Here is an 18,116-nt window from a genome sequence, read left to right as displayed (position 1 = left end):
CCGCATTTTACAGGCCTGATGCCATTCCGGGGAAGTATAGACGTTGCATGCCAACCGTTGCCGTATCAGGCCGCCCGCTCGCTATGATTCAGATTTCAGAACCGCTTCGGAAAATTTCTCCGTTCCTGGTCGCTTTCCCGATTGCCAGTTTTCTTACGTTGGTGCTCCTTTTTACCGACAACGTTCCCTGGATGGACGACCTCGAATCGTTCGTGGGGTTTCTGGTTAATTATACCGAAGCCGATTCCTTCTCCGAAAAATTCCACTGGTTGCTGGCTCCAAACAACGAACACCGCATTCTGTTTGCCAAACTAACCACGCTGGTCTTCTACAACCTGACCGGCACGCTCAACTTCCGGTGGCTGATTCTGCTGGCTTTCGGCTGTTTGCTGGCCATTCTGTTAGTTTTTTACCGGGTCTTCCGGACGCTGCGGTTGCCCCTGCTGGCGTTTCTGCCGATCGCGCTGGTGTTGCTGCAACCCCAACACCGCCTGACCAGTTTCTGGGCCATCACGGCTTTGCAGCACCTGGCCGTGGGCATGATGATTCTCTGGGCTTTGTACTGGCTCGCTTTTCCCGGCCGGTCCGCCACCGTTTCGATCCGCTTTGCCGGGGCTCTTTTTTTACAGATTCTGGCTTCGTTTTCCATGAGCAACGGCCTGTTCGGCTGGGTGGCCGGAGCGGGTGTTTTGCTGGTACAATGGCGGCTGGAAGGGCGTCACTACCTGGTGCGGCTGGCGGTTTGGATCACGATCGCGGTGGTAGTCATCATCCTGTACTTTCACGATTTTGCCAGTTTGCAGGGTAATGAAAGCAGTCTGTCGTTTTTCCTGCAACATCCCCACCTCGTCTTCTTCGGGTTTTTTACGTTCCTGGGCGGTTTGTTCGACTTTTTCCCGCGAACCGATATTTTGCTCCGCAGCCTGCTGCCCACGCTGGGCGGTATGTTGCTCATTGGCCTCCTTTTCCGGCTGTTCAAAACGACGCTCCTTCCCAGCCTCTGGCAACCCAACCAAAAACCGGCCGATGCCGAGCTCAATCACCGGCGGTATTTTTTCGTGGGCGTATACGGCTTTTTGCTGGTCAATGCGGTGGTGGTTGCGATTCTGAGACCCCGGTTTGGCTACAGTGTCATGCTCGTGAGCAATTACATGCTGTACCCGGCCCTGTTTGTGAGCATCCTCTACCTGAACCGGTTGAGTGAACTTCGGAACCCGGAGCACCGGAAGCGATGGATGGTGGGTGGTCTGGTTCTGGGATGGGTTGTCTGGGGCGTGATGTACTTCAACCATCTGCCGTTTCTGGGTGCCCAGACGCTGATGCGGCAGACGTCGGCCTTCAACCAGAAACACAATGATCTCGGTTTCGGGGCTATGATAGGTTCGCCCTATGCGGCTGCCAGTGAAAAATGGATGCACACCGCCGTTGAAAAAGGATTTTATACCTATCCCGAAAACACGTTCTACGCGCCGTATGAAGCGACGCTGCTGAAACCGGCACCTCCCGCCGACTCCGCCCTGCACCTGCTGGCGGAAGAATCGGCGGGTGAGATTCGGGTGGTTACCCAGAACTGGCCGCTGCCTGCGGGGATCAGCGAGGCCTGTATCGTGGTCAAATCCGATCGCCATACTTATCTTTTTCCGGCCGAAAACCTGTTTTTTCCCCTGCAATATTACCTGCGACGCCGAATGCCCAATGTCAGTGCGCAGGTGTTTAAAACATTTCTGCATCCGGGTTCCTATCAGCTTGGCATTCTGATTGTTTCGGGTGCGGGGGCCGACATCCGTTTTTCGAATCAATTCATAAACGTTCGGTAAGTACTGACAATAATGTAATTTTGTGCGTTCCAATTAACTGCTATACACTTTGTCTGATCCACAGATTTCCATAGTCGCTCCACTCTACAACGAACGGGAATCGTTTCCACACCTCGTTACCCGGCTAAATGCCTTGATGGATCGTTCGCCACTGGCCATCGAAGTCGTCCTGATCGACGACGGCAGCCGCGACAATACGGCCGTGTTGATGCAGCAACTGGCCCTGACCGACGACCGGTATCATTGCGTTTTTCTGGCCCGCAACTACGGCCACCAGATTGCGCTGACGGCCGGAATGGCAGCCGCCAAAGGCTCCGAAGCCCTATTCATCATCGATGGCGACCTCCAGGACCCGCCTGAGTTGCTGGACGAATTCTACGCCAAATTTCAGGAAGGCTACGATGTCGTTTATGCCGTTCGGAAGAAACGGAAAGAGGGCGCTTTCAAGAAAACCGCCTATTTTCTGTTTTACCGGTTTATGAAATCCATTTCCTACGTGGACATTCCGCTCGATAGTGGCGACTTCTCGCTCATTAGCCGCCGGGTTGCCAACGTCCTGAACCAGATGCCCGAAGAAAGCCGCTTCATCCGCGGGATGCGCAGTTGGATCGGCTTCAAACAAATCGGCGTCGAATACGAGCGCGATGCCCGGGTGGCCGGTGATGCAAAGTACACGTTCAAAATGCTCCGGAAACTGGCTTACAACGGTATTTTTAACTTCAGTGAGTTCCCGATCAAGTTCCTGACCAATCTGGGCATGTTTTCCATCGGGATTGCTTTTTTGTATTTTATTCAGACGCTCATTAAGAAATATTTTTTCGGAGGGGTGCCGGAAGGCTTTACGGCATTGCTGTTTACCATCATCCTCTTCGGGGGAATTCAGCTCATTGGGATGGGGCTGATCGGCGAGTACGTGCTGCGGATTTTCTTCCAAAGCAAAGGCCGCCCGCTCTACATCGTCCGGGAAACCATCCGAAAAAAAGAACGCCAGAACTAGTTAAGAATGAAGAGTTAAGAGTGATGAGTTAAGAGTTGTGAGTTAAGAATTAAATGCGCCTGCTTCTTCTTAACCCATCACTCTTAACTCATCACTCTTAACTCTTAACTCAAGTAGGAATGCTATTTAATTCGCTCCAGTTTTTATTGTTTTTCATCGTCGTAACCCTGGCGTATTACAGTCTGCCGTGGCGCGGGCGGTGGGTGTTGCTGTTGTTGGCCAGTTGTTACTTTTACATGGTCTTCAAGCCAGCTTACATCCTGATCCTGTTTCTGACCATCGTAATCGACTATTACGCCGGGATCTGGCTGGAGCGCACTAAACCCGGTTCGGGCCGAAAATGGCTGCTGATCGTCAGCCTGATTTCGAACATCGGCATTCTGGCGTTCTTCAAGTATTTTGGATTTTTCACCGACAGCCTCGTCTGGCTGCTCGACCAGGCAAATCTTGATGGTCCGGCCCAGCTTGTCAACCAGAAAGCCATCGGTCTGCTCAATAAAGTGCTGACGCTGTTTGGCCAGCCCAACACCACCTCGTTCAGCATTGTCGATTCGATACTACCCATTGGTCTGTCGTTTCACACCTTTCAGGCGATGAGCTACACGATTGAGGTCTATCGCGGCAACCAGAAAGCCGAGCATCATTTCGGGATTTACGCGCTCTATGTGATGTTTTATCCGCAACTGGTAGCCGGTCCCATCGAGCGTCCGCAGAACGTTTTGCACCAGTTTCATACCCATTTTCATTTTAGTTTCGAGAATCTGAAAGCCGGGTTGATGCAAATGGCCTTCGGTTTTTTCAAGAAAGTGGTCATTGCCGACCGCATGGCGGAGATTGTCAGCCATGCCTACAACAACCCCACGCAGCAAAACGGCCTCACGCTGCTGGTGGGAACGCTGGCCTTCACGATCCAGATTTACTGCGATTTTTCGGGCTATTCCGACATTGCCATCGGTGCGGCCCGGACGATGGGCTTCACGCTGATGGAGAACTTCAAAACGCCGTATTTCTCGCGTTCCATCACCGAATTCTGGCGACGCTGGCACATTTCGCTTTCCACCTGGTTCCGCGATTACCTCTACATTCCGCTGGGCGGAAACCGGGTTAGTCCGTCACGACGGTATTTGAACGTGTTTATTGTGTTCCTGGTCAGTGGCTTATGGCACGGCGCGAGCTGGAACTACGTTATCTGGGGCGGCTTGCACGGCGCTTACCAACTCATGGCGGGCTGGCGCGACAAGGCATTTCATCAGTTTGGAATCAAACTGCCGGAAGAGAACAAGGCATATCAACTGCTGCAAACCGTGCTAACGTTTGTGCTGGTGATGCTGACGTGGGTGTTTTTCCGGAATCACAAAGCGCCCGTTGGCAACGCCTTTCACATTCTCGGCAAAATTGTCTTTTCGCCCTTCGACGGGCCCCTCCACACGCCCTTCAATTCGGCCGAATTGTGGTTTTGCGTGTTGCTGGTGGCGGTTTTATTCGTAAAAGAGAAGTTGTACCTGACGATTCCAACGCGCAACACCGTCCTGTTTTTCGTGCTGTTTCCGCTGATCTGCTTTCTGTCGTATCTCTTCGGCGTCTTCACCTCGAATCAGTTTATCTATTTTCAGTTTTAAATCGTTTAGCGGTTTAAGATCGGTAATTAGATTGGAAAACAGGGTTTGAAACCCGTATTTAGTAAAGACTAGCTTGGTCGAACCGTTTTTTTGCCCCGTCAGGGGCTCAACAGCGCAGCGTCGGTAGCCCAAGAATGTCGACAAGGTCCCGCGTGCCGTGAGGTACGCAATCATTCACAAGAATCCGACAGTCGCGTACCTCAGGCACGCGGGGAATAATGAATCATCCTTTTCTACCGATGCTGCGCCGTTGAATCCCTACGGGATTGGATGGGTGGTTAGGTTGTCCTTTTTCTACCGACGCTACGCTGTTGAATCCCTGTGGGATTGAATGGGTGTTTGGGTTGTCCTTTTTCTACCGATGCTGCGCTGTTGAATCCCTACGGGATGGAGGGCTTGGCTGGTCGAGAGAATCAATTTAGGCATGGACATTCCATAATCCGCGCCTTATCAAGTAAAAACCGTCCCTTTTTAGCTTCTATACGCAGCGCGAATTCGATCAAAAACCACGCGTGTGATCTCGTTTTTTAAAATGAAGAAAAGAGCTTCTGTAGAAGTCACAATCCGTTTTATTTTACCAATTCTTCTGATTTGGATTGCGGCCAAAACCCAATTAATGGCTCAGGAACCCCGTTTTGAGTCCGAAATTAAAGCCTACGAAGCCAAGGCCATTACGGATCCGCCCGTTCCCGGCTCGACATTCTTTGTTGGCAGTTCGACCTGGCGGCTTTGGGGGCCAGCGCTGGAAGAAGATTTTAGCCAGTTTAGTCCCGTCAACCGGGGTTTCGGCGGAGCCACCATTCCCGATGTGCTGCGCAGTATGGATCGGATTCTTCTGCCATACCGCCCCGCCCGCGTCGTTTTTTCCTGCGGGGGGAATGATCTGGCGGGAGGTGATGCCCCCGAAACCGTCGTCAATAACTTCAAAACTTTTCTGGCCCGTCTCTGGAAATCAAACCCTTTTGTGGAAGTATATTTCGTGTCAAACCGACATTCGCCGGCCCGGCAAAAATTCAGAAAGCAGGGCGACCGGTTTAACCGGGAAATCAAAAAGCTGGCGGGAAAGCTGGACGGTTTGTACTACATCGATATCGTTCCGCTGACGGATGACAAGGACGGAAAAGGCCGCAGTGAGTTGTTTCTGGCCGACGGTCTGCACCTCAACCGGGACGGTCAGCAGCTTTGGATACCGGTTATTACAACCGCGCTGAAAGAACGGGATCGGTCGCGAATGAAGCTAAATCCCGCCGATCTGTTCCCGAAACGGGTTGCCGCCGGGATTTTTCCGAAGTCGGATCCAGTTAACTTTTCGGAACAGAAACTGAACATTGTCTTCATCGGCAACAGCATCACGGCCGGAGCCGGACTGAAAGATCGTCAGACGGAAGCGCCACCGATTTTGGCAACGGCTTACCTGAAAAAACAGGCTGGTGTCCAGGAGGTTGCGTTTTCCAATCAGGGTGTGGGCGGTTTTACCACCGTCGATTTCCTGCCCGCGACCAACAAAGCCTTCGGGAAAGTGGCTCAGGCCGCCGATGTCTTCAAGAACGATCCGACCAGTCAACTTGTTTTTTCCATTATTCTCGGCACGAACGACAGCGCCATGCAAGGCCCCAACGGCGCACCGGTTTCGCCGGAATCCTACCGCGCCAACCTGAAAACCATCGCCGACCGGTTATTGACAGATTATCCCGCTTGCAAGCTGGTTTTTCATCGCCCGATCTGGTACAGTCCCACGACCTACAACCGTTCGAAATATTTACAGGAAGGGTTAGATCGGTTGCAGACGTATTTTCCGGAAATTGACGCCTTGATCACCAGTTACAGTTCGACGCATCCGGGGCAGGTGAAACTCGGCGATACGCAGGGTTTCAACTATTTCAAAACGCATTACCTGACTGATTTTCAACATGAAAATGGTCAGCAAGGGACGTTTTTTCTGCACCCGAATGCAAAAGGAGCCGCTACGCTGGGGATTTTCTGGGGGGAAGCCATTCGCAAAGCCGTGTTGAAATAGCCGGTTAAGAAGTTCTTTGAATGAAGGCCGGAGGCCTGTCCTGTCAATAGGCAATAGCAGACATCAACTAGTGGTAGAGCGCCCTTCCAGGGCTCTCCCCGGTTAACTCAAACAGCTTGTAAGGCTTTTTTTTTAGAATGTAAAATGACAAATACTAAATGTAAAAGTGCTGAATTGGGAGATACTTTTACATTTAGCATTCATCATTTTACATTTATCATTCCTTTTGGTGTTCTCTTTCCACTCAGGAGTTCAACCTGGTGTGTAGTAGGCGCCAATCACTTTTGACAAACGATCCTTTTTTTCCATGAATCCAACCGAAAACCAACCGTCACGAAGAGCCTTTTTAAAGAGCACAGCGGGGGTTCTGGCCGGAATAACCGCAGCGAATACGCTGGCTAAAGCCGGAATGGGGGAAGAAACCAGGGCCGGTTTATCCCTGCCTTTGGGCGTTTGTGCCGGTTATGAAAAGGTCGGGTTATTAAAAACGCTGGGCTTTTCCTTTATCGAGGAAAGCGTCGGCCGGTTTTTGATTCCCGACGCGGGGGATTCGCAGTACGATAAAAACCGGGTGACGCTGAAGACGGAAGGACTGCCCGTTCGATCGTACATTTATTTTTTTCCGGGCACTCTGAAGTCGGTGGGGCCAACCCTCCACCACGAGGCCATTTTACAGCGGGCCGATCTGGCACTGAAGCGGGCCAAGGAATGTGGCTCGAAGAATATCGTGTTTGGCAGTGGCGGTTCGCGGGCCATTCCCGACGGATTTGACCGGGCTACGGCCAAAGCGCAGCACATCGAACTATGCAAAAAAATGGCTCCTCTGGCCGAAAAACACGGCGTTACACTGGCGGTTGAGCCACTGAACCGGGGTGAAACCAATTTTATCAACAGCCTCGCCGAAGGCGTGGAAATCATTCAGGCCGTCAACAACCCGTGGTTTAAGTTGCAGTGTGATATTTACCACATGCTGAAAGAAGACGAAAAACCGGAAGAAATCATCAAATACCGCCAGTACATCACGCATTGCCACATTGCGGAAAAACAGAAGCGAACCGCTCCCGGTGTGATGGGCGATGATTTCAAGCCTTATTTTCGGGCTTTGAAACAAATCAAATACGAGGGTGGGCTGTCGCTGGAATGCAACTGGACCGATTTTGACAACGAAGTCGCCCTCGGTTTGGCGACCGTAAAGAAACAATTGGCTGACGTGTAAAACCGGACGGTTCTAGTGCTCAGCAGCAGCTATAGTTACTTCGTCGTTATAAAAATAAACCAATGACTGAGGCATGGATCACTACCGTCGCGCAAATGCTCACCCCAATCGGCACGTTCAGTGAGGAGCAGGTTCGGCTGGTTGCCCATCGCGTGCGTCGCCGGTCTGTAGAAAAAGCTGCCATTCTACTGGCGGCAGGAGCCATTTGCCAGACGGTTTATTGCAGTCTGGAAGGCGCTTTCTACCAGGTCAGTTACAACGACGAACAGGAGCCGGTCATCATTGATTTACACCTTCCCGGGCAGTGGTTTTTCAATCACCAGAGTTTTGTCACCCAAACGCCATCGGCCTACACCATTCAGGCTTATTCAGACGGCATTGTGCTCGAATTGACGATCCAGGTGATTCACGAACTGATCGCAATATCACCCGTATTTCTGCAACTGGGCAGCCTGCTCAATCAGGCTACAGACCGGATTCGCTTCTTCGATCAAAATCTAACGCCCGCCCAGAAATACCAGTATGTGCTTGATTCCCAACCCCAACTGCTACACCTGTTTCCTCTGAAAATGATCGCGGCTTATTTGAAAATGACGCCCGAGACGCTGAGTCGGGTCAGAGAGCGTCTGGCGCGGGGCATTTCTTGATTCTAATCAAGTGTCAAATCAAACCCGGTTTCTTATGTTTACCAAACAGTACACTGAAGGCAAACGATAGCCGACAGCCCGAACTGACCTCATCGAACCCTAGGAACCCTATGCTGACAGCCATACATCCCAAATTGCCGATGCGAAACAAGCGCGTCACCCAAGACTTTTACCTGAACCAACTGGGCTTTCAGGAAGTCGGGCAAACCGATTTTGCGGACTATCTGATGGTTCAGAAAGACGCGATCGAGATTCATTTTTTTGCGTTCAGCGACCTTGATCCCGCCGAAAACTACGGACAGGTTTACATCCGGACGGATGCCATTGATTCCTTATACCAGTCGCTACTGGATCATAATGTGAGCATCCATCCGGCAGGGCCTTTACAGGAAAAACCGTGGGGGCAAAAGGAATTTTCGGTTTTAGACCCCGACAACAACCTCCTTACATTCGGGCAGCGTGTCTGATGCTAACGTAAACCCAACAAAGTGACCTTCCATCATGAATCATCGTTTCTTTGTCGTATCGGGTTATTGCCTGCTGATCGGCACGCTGCTGTTGGTGGGGACGATGGTGCTGCACCCAACGGGCGGCTCAATTGAGCACATCCGGCGCATTACCCCTCTGCTGATGGGGTCACACGCGCTGGCGATCGGCAGTCTGCCCTTGCTGGGTTTCGGCTGTTACGGACTGGCTATTCGTCTGGCAAGCCCTAGCCGGTTAGCCACATTGGCCCTGATCACGCTCTTTTTCGGGCTGTTGGCCGGTCTGATCGCGGCCACCATCAATGGCCTTACGCTACCCCTTTTTGTGACTAACCAGCCTGATACAATTGCAGAACAATCGCAGGTGAAGCTGATCATACGGTACGGTTTTCTGATCAATAAGCCCATGAGCTACATCCTGATGGCCTGCCTGGCGGTGTCCGTGGGGATATGGTCGGCTCTGCTGTTGCGTCGGAATGATCTGCCCAGGTGGCTGGGCTATGGAGGGGTCGGATTGGTTGGATTGGGCCTGCTGGGGGCCGTGGTTGGCTACGATTTTCACGGGGTAGGCGGTTTTCGCCTGTTCGTGTTCGCGCTTGCGGGCTGGTTGTTGGGGGTTGGGGTGCTGCTGATCCGGACCCGGCCCGCCGATCTGGCCACACCCGCCATCGTTCAATTGGGAGTTGTGGAATAAGGAAACAAACTAAACATGAAACTGCGGTTATGAAATTTACCAGACTCGTGCCGAATGTATTTTACACCGACATCAACGATGCCTTGAAATTATTTGTCAATTGTCTTGAATTCACAATTGAGCACAATGAACTGGGTGCCAAGCAACCCTTTTGCGTCATTGAAAAAGACGGTTTGCGCATCAACCTTTTTCAAAATGCAGAGCTTGCTCAGGAACACAACCCTGAATTCAGACTGGTAACCGATGAGATCGAAGCGGTTTACCAACAGATCGCATCCACCCATCCTGAGTTCCTGCATCCCAATCTCAATAAAATAACCCTACGACCCTGGGGAGCAAAAGAGTTCGCTTTAACCGATACGCAACTCGGTATAGTTATTCAACAATGGTAGGAAGTAACCAGCAGAGATTCTCAATACGACCGGTTTTAGCGGGTACCGAATGCCTGGCTTCTGACACCATGAACACGTAGCTTTGGGGATGGTGATTTTAACGCAATTCTTACAGCTTCTGGCGGAAATTTTCAATTCGTCCCTGTATCCACCCGGGGAGCAAGGCGGTCTATTCTACGGTTCCGGTTTCGATCCGTCAGGCCACCCGGTTCAACGGGTGGGGCTGGCTCTTGAACCCTGGCCGGCACTTCCGGAATGGCTGGTTACCCACCGCATCGATACGCTCTGGCTGCACCGACCCTGGAAGCTCGACCGGGCTTCACTGCCCGCGAACGTGGCGGTTTTGTATCACCATCTCCCGTTCGATGAGCACCTTACGATTGGATATAACCATTGGCTGGCGGAAGCCCTGGGGTTTTCCGGAACGCCGAAACCGCTCCTGGAGGTGATCGGCTACAAAGCGATGCCGGGCTACCCGGAGCGGCCGATTGGGATGGTTGGTTCGGAGTCACAACTGGACTTCCGGGGCTGGTGCCAGCGGATTGCCCACGAGTTTGGCGGATACGAAGATGCCATTCCGGGACGGCAAACCGTGCCGGGCCAAATTGCGGTCGTTGGAGCCATGAATCCGGCCCTAATCCGGGAAGCTTCGGAGCGGGGCGTGGGTTTATACCTGACGGGGCAGTATCGAAAAACCGCCCAAAAAGCCGTCGAAGAAACGGGCATGGGCGTCATTGCCATCGGCCATCGGCGGAGTGAGGAATGGGGGCTTCGGAAGCTCGCTCAAATTTTGGCGGAGATTGATTTGGTTGTGGTAATGCCTGATTTGGAAAGCTCCCCTTCTTCTGACCGATGAATTTCCTCAAAAAACCGTTGAAATAGTCTTCACCATTTTCGCGGGAACACCGGCAACGACCGCATTGGGTGGTACATCCCGGCTGACAACCGCACCAGCCGCCACCACCGCGTTTTCGCCGACCGTAACACCGGGTAAGATGGTGGCCCCGGCACCAATCCAGGCGTTGCGTTTAATTACCACCGGTTTGGGAATCAGCGTTTGACGATCAGCGGGCTCTAAGGGGTGGTTCTCGGAGGTAATATTGACCCGGGGGCCAATCTGTACTTCATCTTCAATCGTGATACCGCCAATATCCAGAAAAGAACAGGCATGGTTGATAAAAACGTTTTTCCCCAGCGAAATAAACCGGCCGAAGTTGGTGTAAAACGGCGGGAAAACCGTCGTCGACGGATCAATCTCGCTACCAATGATTTCACTCAACCGGTTGCGTACCTCGTCGACGTTGGTTGCCGTGGCATTCATTTCGACGCATAACCGGATCGTGCGAGAAACCACTTCGGCAAATTTACCATATTCCGGATCATCCTTTCGTAAAAGCTCCCCCGCTTGTAGCCGCTCAAAAATAGCAGCAGGGGCGACCGTTGGTTTGTTTTCCGTTTCACTCATCGTTCGTTGAACTCTTCCTGGTACTATTTTAAACCAGTTGTTTTTATTTTGAATAATCCCGGTCACTTACCTTTTCCAGCCAGTTTACCACTTCACCGTTTAGCTCTTCATGAATGGCTATGTGGCTCATCGCTTTTGTAGGCGAAGCGCCATGCCAGTGCTTTTCATTTGGGGCAACCCAAATGACATCGCCGGGATGAATCTCTTCAATGGGACCCCCTTCCCGCTGCACCCAACCCATACCGGAGATGACGATGAGCGTTTGACCCGCAGGATGGGTATGCCAGGCGGTTCGGGCACCGGGCTCGAAGGTGACCAGCGCGCCAGCCCCTTTCGTGGCTTCTTTTTTTGCGAATAAAGGGTCTATTCGCACAGCACCTGTAAACCAGGCCTCTGGACCAGCCATTGATGGCTGGGTTCCGTTTCTACTAATTTCCATACCTTCTTTTTAGCTTGTCACTACGTTAGGACTTATGTCTGATAATTCTTTATACTTTCGCTTTTGCCCCGTTCCCCTAAAGGGCGGTCGGCCGCTGCCGGACTTGGACGCAGCTTAACTCGGATGCTATAAGTCCGGCAGCGGCCGACCGTCCTTTAGGGGAACGGGGCAAAGGCGAAAGTCCTATACGTCAATCTTAAACCAGCTTTTGCATCACTTTATCGGGCGTAATCGGTAAGTCACGAACCCGCTGACCGGTGGCGTTGAAAACCGCATTGGCAACGGCCCCGGCAAACCCGATCAGCGCAATTTCGCCCATGCCTTTGGCCCCCATCGGGTTAATGACCGGGTCGGGCTTGTCGATCATGATCGTCTCGATGGCCGGCACGTCGGCGTGAACTGCAACGTGATAGTCCGCAAAGTTGTTGTTGACAAACCGCCCAAACCGGTGGTCAATAACGGCTTCTTCCGTCAGGGCCATGCCGATACCACCCGCCACCCCGCCAATCATCTGGCTGGCCGCGGTTTTGGGACTGACGATACGGCCTGAATCCGCCACACTGACGGCTTTGGTGACCCGTACGACGCCCGTCAGCGGATTGACCCGCACCTGCACAAAATGCACCGAAAACGAGTACATGGAATACTTCTGGTGGTCCGGCCCCGCTTTCGATTCCTTCGTTCTGTCGATCACCGTCAGGTTATTCGCCTGCATCAACTCACTCACGGTCAGTTTCTTACCCGGTTCTTTTTCGACCAAAAGAATGCCATCGGCCAGCGTCAGTTCGTCGGCCTGCCGCCCGGCCAGCGGACCTCCGTCTTTCACGACCATTTCAATCAGTGCCTGTTTGATGGCGGTGCAGGCATCGAAAACCGCCGAACCCACGGCCGAAACAATGGCCGATCCACCCTGGCTGGGGGCTTTCGGCAGGGAGGTGTCGCCGTATTCAACCTTGATCCTTTCAACCGGTACGCCCAGCACGTTGTGGGCGATCATCGTCAGGGCGGTTCCTGTTCCCGGCCCGATGTCGGTCACCGCACTTTGCACCGTCAGCGAGCCGTCGGCCTTCAGCAGAGCGCGGGCCGAGGCTTCCCACCGGAAGGCGTTGAACACGCCCGTGCTCATGCCGTAACCGATGAGCCAGTTGCCTTCGCGCAAACTACCCGGCTGCGGCTTGCGGTTGCTCCAGCCGATGGCTTCGGCCCCTTTCTGGTAGGCTTCCTTCAGGTGCTTGCTCGAATAAGGCCGGTTGTGTTCCGGGTCGGTTTCGGTGTAATTGCGCAGGCGAAATTCGATGGGGTCGAGGTTCAGTTTATGGGCCATTTCGTCCATCGCCGATTCCAGCGCAAAAGCCCCCGTAGCTTCCCCCGGTCCCCGCATCCAGATCGGTACGCTTCGGTCGAGTCGCACAATCCGGTAGCGGGTGTTGACGTTGGGACAAGCGTACATGAATTTGGTCATGTTGACGGTTGCTTCCGTGAAGTCCTCGTAACGGGCGGTTTCTGCCGTAGCCGCATGGGAAATACTGACCAGCTTACCAGTTTGGTCGGCTCCCATCCGGATCGTCTGCACGGTGTAAGGCCGGTGGCCCACCAGCGTAAACATCTGGCTGCGGTTCATCACCAGCTTCAGCGGACGACCGATTTTGCGGGCAATGGCTACAACCGCCGTTTCCTGTGGCCAGGTACGAAGGCCCATACCAAAACCACCCCCCATGAACTCGGTGTGTACGTGGATGTTCTTCGGGGCTAGTTTAAAAGCCTGCGCCATGGCGTTTTGCGTAGCGTTTACGCCCTGCGTTTTTGCATAGATCATCAACGTATCTGCGCCAGTCCAGTGCGCCAGAATACCGTGCAATTCCATCGGATTGTGTACTTCGATGGGAATGGTGTAATGGGCCTCCAGCGTAACCGGGGCCGTCTGATGGGCATCGGCTTTTCCCCGTGAATAATCGCCTGAGCTGCCGGGCGTAACGCCCTCGGCGACGTGTTTCGACAGATCGGTACGAGCCACCTGTTTGGCATACGTCGCTTTGACCAGCGAAGCCGCATAAGTCGCCCGCTCGTAGGTGTCGGCCACCACGATTGCGATGGGTTGTCCGTCGAACAGGATTTTGGGACTGCTCAGGATGCGGTAGGTTTCTTCCGTCTTCGGTTTGGGCGGTGGGCCATCCGCCTGTCCTCCCACGGTTGCGTCCCAGCCTGGAATGGGCGGCCTGTTCAGGTGAGTAAACACGCCCAGCACACCGGGTGCGCCCTGCGCTTTTTTCGTATCCAGGCTGGTGATGGTGCCACGGGCAATCTCACTACCGACAATGACACAGTAGGCCAGGTTGGGCAATTCAAAATCAGCGAAGTATTTGGCCCCACCGGTCACTTTCATCCGCCCGTCGACCCGGTCGATGGGTGGATTTTTCGTTTCTTTCGTCATGATCAGGCGGTTTTTGTGGCGGTTTTCAGGGCGTCGATAATCGAATTGGGGGCCAGCGTCAGCTTGAAATCATTCTCGCCGTAGCCTTTGGCATCTTTCATGGCCAGCGTGGCCGCCTGTTTAAAGTTGGCTTCGGTGGCTTCTTTGCCTTTCAAAAACTGTTCGGCTTCGAAGAGCCGCCACGGTTTGTGGGCTACGCCACCCATCGCCAGCCGAACGTCCTGAATCGTATGCACCGACCCGTCGGACCGTTTCATCTCCAGACCAACCCCCACCGACACCAGCGCGAAAGCATACGAGGCCCGGTCGCGGATTTTCAGATAATGGGAATGATCGGCAAAACGGTTGGTCGGCAGATCGACCGACATGATCAATTCGCCGGGCAACAACGTGTTGTCTTTCTGCGGCAGTTCGCCGGGCAGGCGGTGGAAATCGCTGAACGGAATCCGGCGGTCGCCTTTCGGCCCCGACACGTTCACGGTGGCATCCAGGGCCGCCAGCGCAATGCACATATCGCTGGGATGAACGGCAATACACTTGCTCGACGCGCCAAATATGGCGTGCATCCGGTTAAAACCGCCGATGGCCCCGCAACCCGCTGGCCCATTGAGTTTTCCCTTGTCGGGACCGGCTTGCACCGGTCCGCGCTTATTGCAGGGCATGGACGTATCGTAGAAATAGGAGCAACGTGTTCGCTGCATCAGGTTACCACCCACCGTCGCCATGTTCCGAAGCTGCGCCGAAGCGCCCGCGTTGAGGGCCATCGACAACAGCGGGAAGTGCTTTTTGACGAGTTCGTGGTCGGCCACGGCGGAGTTTTTAGCCGTGGCGCCGATGCGTAAACCGGTCGCCGTTTTTTCAATCGTTGTCAGCGGCAGTTTGTTGATGTCGATGAGCCGTTCGGGAAGGATCACCTCCCGTTTCATCAGGTCGATGAGGTTGGTGCCACCGGCCAGAAAGTAGGTTCCGCTTTCTTTCGTGCTTGCCGAAATGGCGGCTTTGGGGGTTGCTACCCGCGTAAACTGAAACGGATTCATACCTTTTTTCCTCCCTGTTTAACGTCCATGATTGCCTCCACAATGTTGGCGTAGGCCCCGCAGCGGCAGAGGTTGCCGCTCATGTACTCGCGGACCTCCTCCGGCGAACTGGCGTGGCCTTCCCGGATGCAGGCCACCGCCGACATGATCTGGCCGGGTGTACAATAACCGCACTGAAAACCGTCGTGTTTGATAAACGCTTCCTGCATCGGGTGTAGCTGATCATTCGTTGCCAGTCCCTCAATCGTCGTTACGGTGCTGCCTTCGGTGGTCATCGCCAGCGTCAGGCAGGCATTGACCCGCTGCCCGTCCACATGAACCGTACAGGCTCCGCATTGGCCGTGATCGCAGCCCTTCTTGGTGCCGGTCAGGTGGAGTTGTTCGCGCAGCAGATCGAGCAGGGTGACGCGGGGTTCAATCGACACGTTTTGCATTGTTCCATTGATCGTAACCTGGAGTGGCAACGGGTCGAAGGCCGTGGCTATTTTTTGATCCCATCCGGTATCGATGGCCTTCACAGCAGCGGGTGGAGCCAGTGCCAGCGCAGCCAGGGCGGAGGATTGTTTTAAGAAGTTCCGGCGGGATGCGTCAGGAGTTTCCAACGCGTCACCGGGGTGTTCGTTCTGGGCCATACAGCAAAAAATCGTGAAGGGTTGAAAGATTAAAACCGAACCCGGCGGGCAGTATAAACTGCTCTACTCTAACTCAAACGTAACGGTTATGTTTCCGGAACCAACGGCCGCAGCCAGACCCGACGGATGATCGATTTGCCCCAGCTTCGTGTAGCTGTAAACCGTCGAAAACGATTTATAAAACAGCACCAGCGTAGTGGAACCATACAGCATCAAATCACCGGTATGGATCGTTCCGGGATTGGCGGAGTTGGTTGGCAGGTTTTGCGGGAAATTGTACAGTTTCTCATTGCCGTTTAACTCGCTCATTAAAACTGTCAGCGGCAATCGGGCTTTGAATGCCTTTGCCGTTGGATTATTGAGCAGGGTTGCCTGGAATGTAGTGGACCCGACCCTGATCCTCAGCCGGTTGCCGGTCGTATCAGGGCTGTTGTTGCCATTGTTATCGACACCGGTAGCAGGGGAAATGATTTCGCCATCCGTATGGCAAGCCATGCTACCGATTAAAAGAACAAGGAGTGGGAGCAAGCTGATCGGTGATCTTTTCATTTTATTCACCCGGATTGGGGGCATTATATTCTTCGTCTGACACCGGATGCAGCCACTTTACGATGCCTTTCTCGGTGTTGGGTAGTATGTACATTTGGTGTAAACCACTGTCGGGCGTGGCTCCATGCCAATGCATGACATTGGGCGGGCATTGGACGACATCTCCCTTTTTGATCGTTTGACGGGGTTGACCTTTTAACTGATGGTAACCCACACCGGCCGTAATAATCAGGATTTGACCAGCCGGGTGGATGTGCCAGTTACTTCTGGCTCCCGGTTCGAAATAAACATTGCCCACAACGGTTTGATACGTGGAGTCATTTTCGACCAGACCCAAAGCCCAGGCCTTACCGGTAAAGTTTTGCGCAGGGCCTGGTTCGCCTTTGGGAAAAATAGCTTGCTGCTCATCGTCTTTTTCTGAATCCTGATTCTGACAACCCATCAGGAACAGGATCGCAAATACGCTGGCGGTTAGGAGTCCTAATGTTGAGTGATTTGTTTTCATGTTATTGCTTAGGATGCGGATGAGATAAGTGGCTACAGCGTCGACATGCCGATGACAAACCGGTAGCGCACGTCCTGGTTGAGCCTTCGCTCGCAGGCGCATGAAGGTTCTTGGGGTCAATTAGGTTCGCTTCTGACGACATGTAGAAGCAAAGTTACGGGTATGAAAGGGTAGCAAGGTAAAAGTATTCAAACCGATACTTATACATTTCAAACTTCCGTCTTGCGAAAGTTGCGCGGATTAGTGCCTGTAAATTTTTTGAAGAAGTTGTTGAAATAGGAAGGGTATTCGAAGCCCAGGGCATACGCAACATCCGAAATGTTCCAATCGGTATGCAGTAGTAGAGCCCTGGCTTCGCTGATGACCCGTTCCGCAATATGGGTTGTCGTCGATTTGCCGGTTATCTCATTGACGGCCCGGTTTAAGTAGTTGACGTGGACATGGAGGCTTCGGGCGTAGTCCTGCGCGGTGGTCAGTTGCAACGGGCGGTCGATGGTCTCAATCGGAAATTGCCGCTCCAGCAGTTCGAGAAAAACGGACGTAATGCGGGAAGCCGCAGTCGTATGGTGGTCAAAGTTTTGGGACGGTTCCAGTTTGAGGGCTTCATGAATGATCAGGTGGATGTAGTTGCGGATCAGATCGTCCTTGTAGGAATACGTCGTCTGTTGCTCCTCGATCATTTTCTGGAAGATGGTATTCAGGAATTCTCGTTGCGGTGGGCTGATCGTCAAGATGGGTGTGCCGCTGAGCTTGAAGAACGGGGAGTTTTGCAGGCTCTCCGACCGGTCCGATAACTTCAGGAAATCCTCCGAAAAAAGGCAGGTATACCCCACATATGTGGTCGAAATCGTTTCCCAGGAATACGGAATGTGCGGGTTGCCAAAAAACAAAACCGTATCGTTCGCTTCATAGCTCCGGTCCGCATAATGGATGATGCTTTTACCGGTGGTCAGGCAAATTTTGTAGAAATCTTTCCGGCTGTAAATGCGGGTGGCGTTACCGTCACTTTCGATCGGGAAGACATTGAAGCCCTTTAACTTAAGCTCCGTATTGAACTCCGAAACCGAATGTATCCGTTGATTGGCCATACTCAAAGTTAAGAAATTCAAATTAACTTTCGTTTGGATAAGTGCTGCTATTTTTAGGTATGCTTTGGTTTGCCACCGGGCTTTCG

General features: G+C 53.0%; 18 protein-coding genes. 10 read left to right on the top strand and 8 right to left on the bottom strand.

Annotated elements, in window-relative coordinates; genetic code table 11:
- Positions 1-83: 83 nt before the first annotated feature.
- The 10 genes from ACS5NO_RS23140 (at position 84) to ACS5NO_RS23095 (ending at position 10,740) form a co-directional block, all read left to right on the top strand.
- Complete coding sequence (locus ACS5NO_RS23140; RefSeq protein WP_439417333.1) at positions 84-1,817, top strand: hypothetical protein; 1,734 nt, start codon at positions 84-86, stop codon at positions 1,815-1,817.
- 49 nt (positions 1,818-1,866) lie between these two features.
- Positions 1,867-2,814: a glycosyltransferase family 2 protein gene (locus ACS5NO_RS23135; protein ID WP_138991007.1), complete on the top strand. Its 948-nt coding sequence runs from the start codon at positions 1,867-1,869 to the stop codon at positions 2,812-2,814.
- A gap of 119 nt (positions 2,815-2,933) precedes the next feature.
- Positions 2,934-4,433: an MBOAT family O-acyltransferase gene (locus ACS5NO_RS23130; RefSeq protein WP_439417332.1), complete on the top strand. Its 1,500-nt coding sequence runs from the start codon at positions 2,934-2,936 to the stop codon at positions 4,431-4,433.
- A gap of 616 nt (positions 4,434-5,049) precedes the next feature.
- On the top strand, positions 5,050-6,450 hold the full coding sequence (locus tag ACS5NO_RS23125) for a GDSL-type esterase/lipase family protein (protein ID WP_439417331.1): 1,401 nt from the start codon (positions 5,050-5,052) through the stop codon (positions 6,448-6,450).
- A 307-nt stretch (positions 6,451-6,757) separates the two neighbouring features.
- A complete protein-coding gene (locus tag ACS5NO_RS23120) occupies positions 6,758-7,666 on the top strand; it encodes a sugar phosphate isomerase/epimerase family protein (RefSeq protein ID WP_439417330.1) in 909 nt (302 codons plus the stop codon).
- A 62-nt stretch (positions 7,667-7,728) separates the two neighbouring features.
- Positions 7,729-8,313 (top strand): Crp/Fnr family transcriptional regulator, encoded by a 585-nt coding sequence (locus ACS5NO_RS23115; protein WP_439417329.1) that lies wholly within the window; start codon positions 7,729-7,731, stop codon positions 8,311-8,313.
- A 110-nt stretch (positions 8,314-8,423) separates the two neighbouring features.
- A complete protein-coding gene (locus ACS5NO_RS23110; protein ID WP_439417328.1) occupies positions 8,424-8,780 on the top strand; it encodes a bleomycin resistance protein in 357 nt (118 codons plus the stop codon).
- Between the two features lie 34 nt (positions 8,781-8,814).
- Entirely contained in the window at positions 8,815-9,492 is a 678-nt protein-coding gene (locus ACS5NO_RS23105) for a hypothetical protein (protein ID WP_439417327.1), read from the top strand.
- Positions 9,493-9,521: 29 nt separating this feature from the next.
- A complete protein-coding gene (locus ACS5NO_RS23100) occupies positions 9,522-9,884 on the top strand; it encodes a VOC family protein (protein WP_439417326.1) in 363 nt (120 codons plus the stop codon).
- 88 nt (positions 9,885-9,972) lie between these two features.
- Complete coding sequence (locus tag ACS5NO_RS23095; protein WP_439417325.1) at positions 9,973-10,740, top strand: Nif3-like dinuclear metal center hexameric protein; 768 nt, start codon at positions 9,973-9,975, stop codon at positions 10,738-10,740.
- Between the two features lie 6 nt (positions 10,741-10,746).
- On the opposite strand, the gene ACS5NO_RS23090 is transcribed toward ACS5NO_RS23095, so the two are convergent.
- From ACS5NO_RS23090 to ACS5NO_RS23055, 8 genes are all read right to left on the bottom strand, one after another.
- Entirely contained in the window at positions 10,747-11,349 is a 603-nt protein-coding gene (locus ACS5NO_RS23090; protein ID WP_439417324.1) for a DapH/DapD/GlmU-related protein, read from the bottom strand.
- A gap of 43 nt (positions 11,350-11,392) precedes the next feature.
- Complete coding sequence (locus tag ACS5NO_RS23085) at positions 11,393-11,788, bottom strand: (R)-mandelonitrile lyase (RefSeq protein WP_439417323.1); 396 nt, start codon at positions 11,786-11,788, stop codon at positions 11,393-11,395.
- Positions 11,789-11,984: 196 nt separating this feature from the next.
- Positions 11,985-14,219 (bottom strand): xanthine dehydrogenase family protein molybdopterin-binding subunit, encoded by a 2,235-nt coding sequence (locus tag ACS5NO_RS23080; protein ID WP_439417322.1) that lies wholly within the window; start codon positions 14,217-14,219, stop codon positions 11,985-11,987.
- A gap of 2 nt (positions 14,220-14,221) precedes the next feature.
- Complete coding sequence (locus ACS5NO_RS23075; RefSeq protein ID WP_439417321.1) at positions 14,222-15,256, bottom strand: FAD binding domain-containing protein; 1,035 nt, start codon at positions 15,254-15,256, stop codon at positions 14,222-14,224.
- Positions 15,253-15,888 carry a (2Fe-2S)-binding protein gene (locus ACS5NO_RS23070; RefSeq protein ID WP_439417320.1) on the bottom strand — a complete coding sequence of 212 codons (636 nt, stop codon included), beginning with the start codon at positions 15,886-15,888 and terminating at the stop codon, positions 15,253-15,255. Before ACS5NO_RS23070 ends, ACS5NO_RS23075 begins: the two co-directional genes overlap by 4 nt.
- Positions 15,889-15,951: 63 nt before the next feature.
- Positions 15,952-16,383, bottom strand: a complete 432-nt coding sequence (locus tag ACS5NO_RS23065; protein WP_439417319.1) for a cyclophilin-like fold protein — start codon at positions 16,381-16,383, stop codon at positions 15,952-15,954.
- Positions 16,384-16,438: 55 nt separating this feature from the next.
- Positions 16,439-16,942 carry a cupin domain-containing protein gene (locus ACS5NO_RS23060; RefSeq protein WP_439417318.1) on the bottom strand — a complete coding sequence of 168 codons (504 nt, stop codon included), beginning with the start codon at positions 16,940-16,942 and terminating at the stop codon, positions 16,439-16,441.
- Between the two features lie 209 nt (positions 16,943-17,151).
- Entirely contained in the window at positions 17,152-18,030 is an 879-nt protein-coding gene (locus ACS5NO_RS23055; protein WP_439417317.1) for a helix-turn-helix domain-containing protein, read from the bottom strand.
- Positions 18,031-18,116 lie beyond the last annotated feature (86 nt).

This window comes from Larkinella fluvii, from assembly GCF_051857545.1.
In the GTDB taxonomy this organism is placed as follows: Bacteria; Bacteroidota; Bacteroidia; order Cytophagales; family Spirosomataceae; genus Larkinella.
The sequence above is the reverse complement of the archived record's forward strand: the minus strand, read 5'-3'. Positions and strand labels throughout refer to the sequence as shown.

What these genes read in the sequence shown, in the direction of transcription:
- ACS5NO_RS23055 (WP_439417317.1), bottom strand. Translation starts at nt 18,030, where the DNA reads ATGGCCAATCAACGGATACATTCGGTTTCGGAGTTCAATACGGAGCTT.
- ACS5NO_RS23110 (WP_439417328.1), top strand. Translation starts at nt 8,424, where the DNA reads ATGCTGACAGCCATACATCCCAAATTGCCGATGCGAAACAAGCGCGTC.
- ACS5NO_RS23115 (WP_439417329.1), top strand. Translation starts at nt 7,729, where the DNA reads ATGACTGAGGCATGGATCACTACCGTCGCGCAAATGCTCACCCCAATC.
- ACS5NO_RS23120 (WP_439417330.1), top strand. Translation starts at nt 6,758, where the DNA reads ATGAATCCAACCGAAAACCAACCGTCACGAAGAGCCTTTTTAAAGAGC.
- ACS5NO_RS23095 (WP_439417325.1), top strand. Translation starts at nt 9,973, where the DNA reads ATGGTGATTTTAACGCAATTCTTACAGCTTCTGGCGGAAATTTTCAAT.
- ACS5NO_RS23105 (WP_439417327.1), top strand. Translation starts at nt 8,815, where the DNA reads ATGAATCATCGTTTCTTTGTCGTATCGGGTTATTGCCTGCTGATCGGC.
- ACS5NO_RS23100 (WP_439417326.1), top strand. Translation starts at nt 9,522, where the DNA reads ATGAAATTTACCAGACTCGTGCCGAATGTATTTTACACCGACATCAAC.
- ACS5NO_RS23090 (WP_439417324.1), bottom strand. Translation starts at nt 11,349, where the DNA reads ATGAGTGAAACGGAAAACAAACCAACGGTCGCCCCTGCTGCTATTTTT.
- ACS5NO_RS23075 (WP_439417321.1), bottom strand. Translation starts at nt 15,256, where the DNA reads ATGAATCCGTTTCAGTTTACGCGGGTAGCAACCCCCAAAGCCGCCATT.
- ACS5NO_RS23060 (WP_439417318.1), bottom strand. Translation starts at nt 16,942, where the DNA reads ATGAAAACAAATCACTCAACATTAGGACTCCTAACCGCCAGCGTATTT.
- ACS5NO_RS23140 (WP_439417333.1), top strand. Translation starts at nt 84, where the DNA reads ATGATTCAGATTTCAGAACCGCTTCGGAAAATTTCTCCGTTCCTGGTC.
- ACS5NO_RS23070 (WP_439417320.1), bottom strand. Translation starts at nt 15,888, where the DNA reads ATGGCCCAGAACGAACACCCCGGTGACGCGTTGGAAACTCCTGACGCA.
- ACS5NO_RS23065 (WP_439417319.1), bottom strand. Translation starts at nt 16,383, where the DNA reads ATGGCTTGCCATACGGATGGCGAAATCATTTCCCCTGCTACCGGTGTC.
- ACS5NO_RS23130 (WP_439417332.1), top strand. Translation starts at nt 2,934, where the DNA reads ATGCTATTTAATTCGCTCCAGTTTTTATTGTTTTTCATCGTCGTAACC.
- ACS5NO_RS23080 (WP_439417322.1), bottom strand. Translation starts at nt 14,219, where the DNA reads ATGACGAAAGAAACGAAAAATCCACCCATCGACCGGGTCGACGGGCGG.
- ACS5NO_RS23125 (WP_439417331.1), top strand. Translation starts at nt 5,050, where the DNA reads ATGGCTCAGGAACCCCGTTTTGAGTCCGAAATTAAAGCCTACGAAGCC.
- ACS5NO_RS23085 (WP_439417323.1), bottom strand. Translation starts at nt 11,788, where the DNA reads ATGGAAATTAGTAGAAACGGAACCCAGCCATCAATGGCTGGTCCAGAG.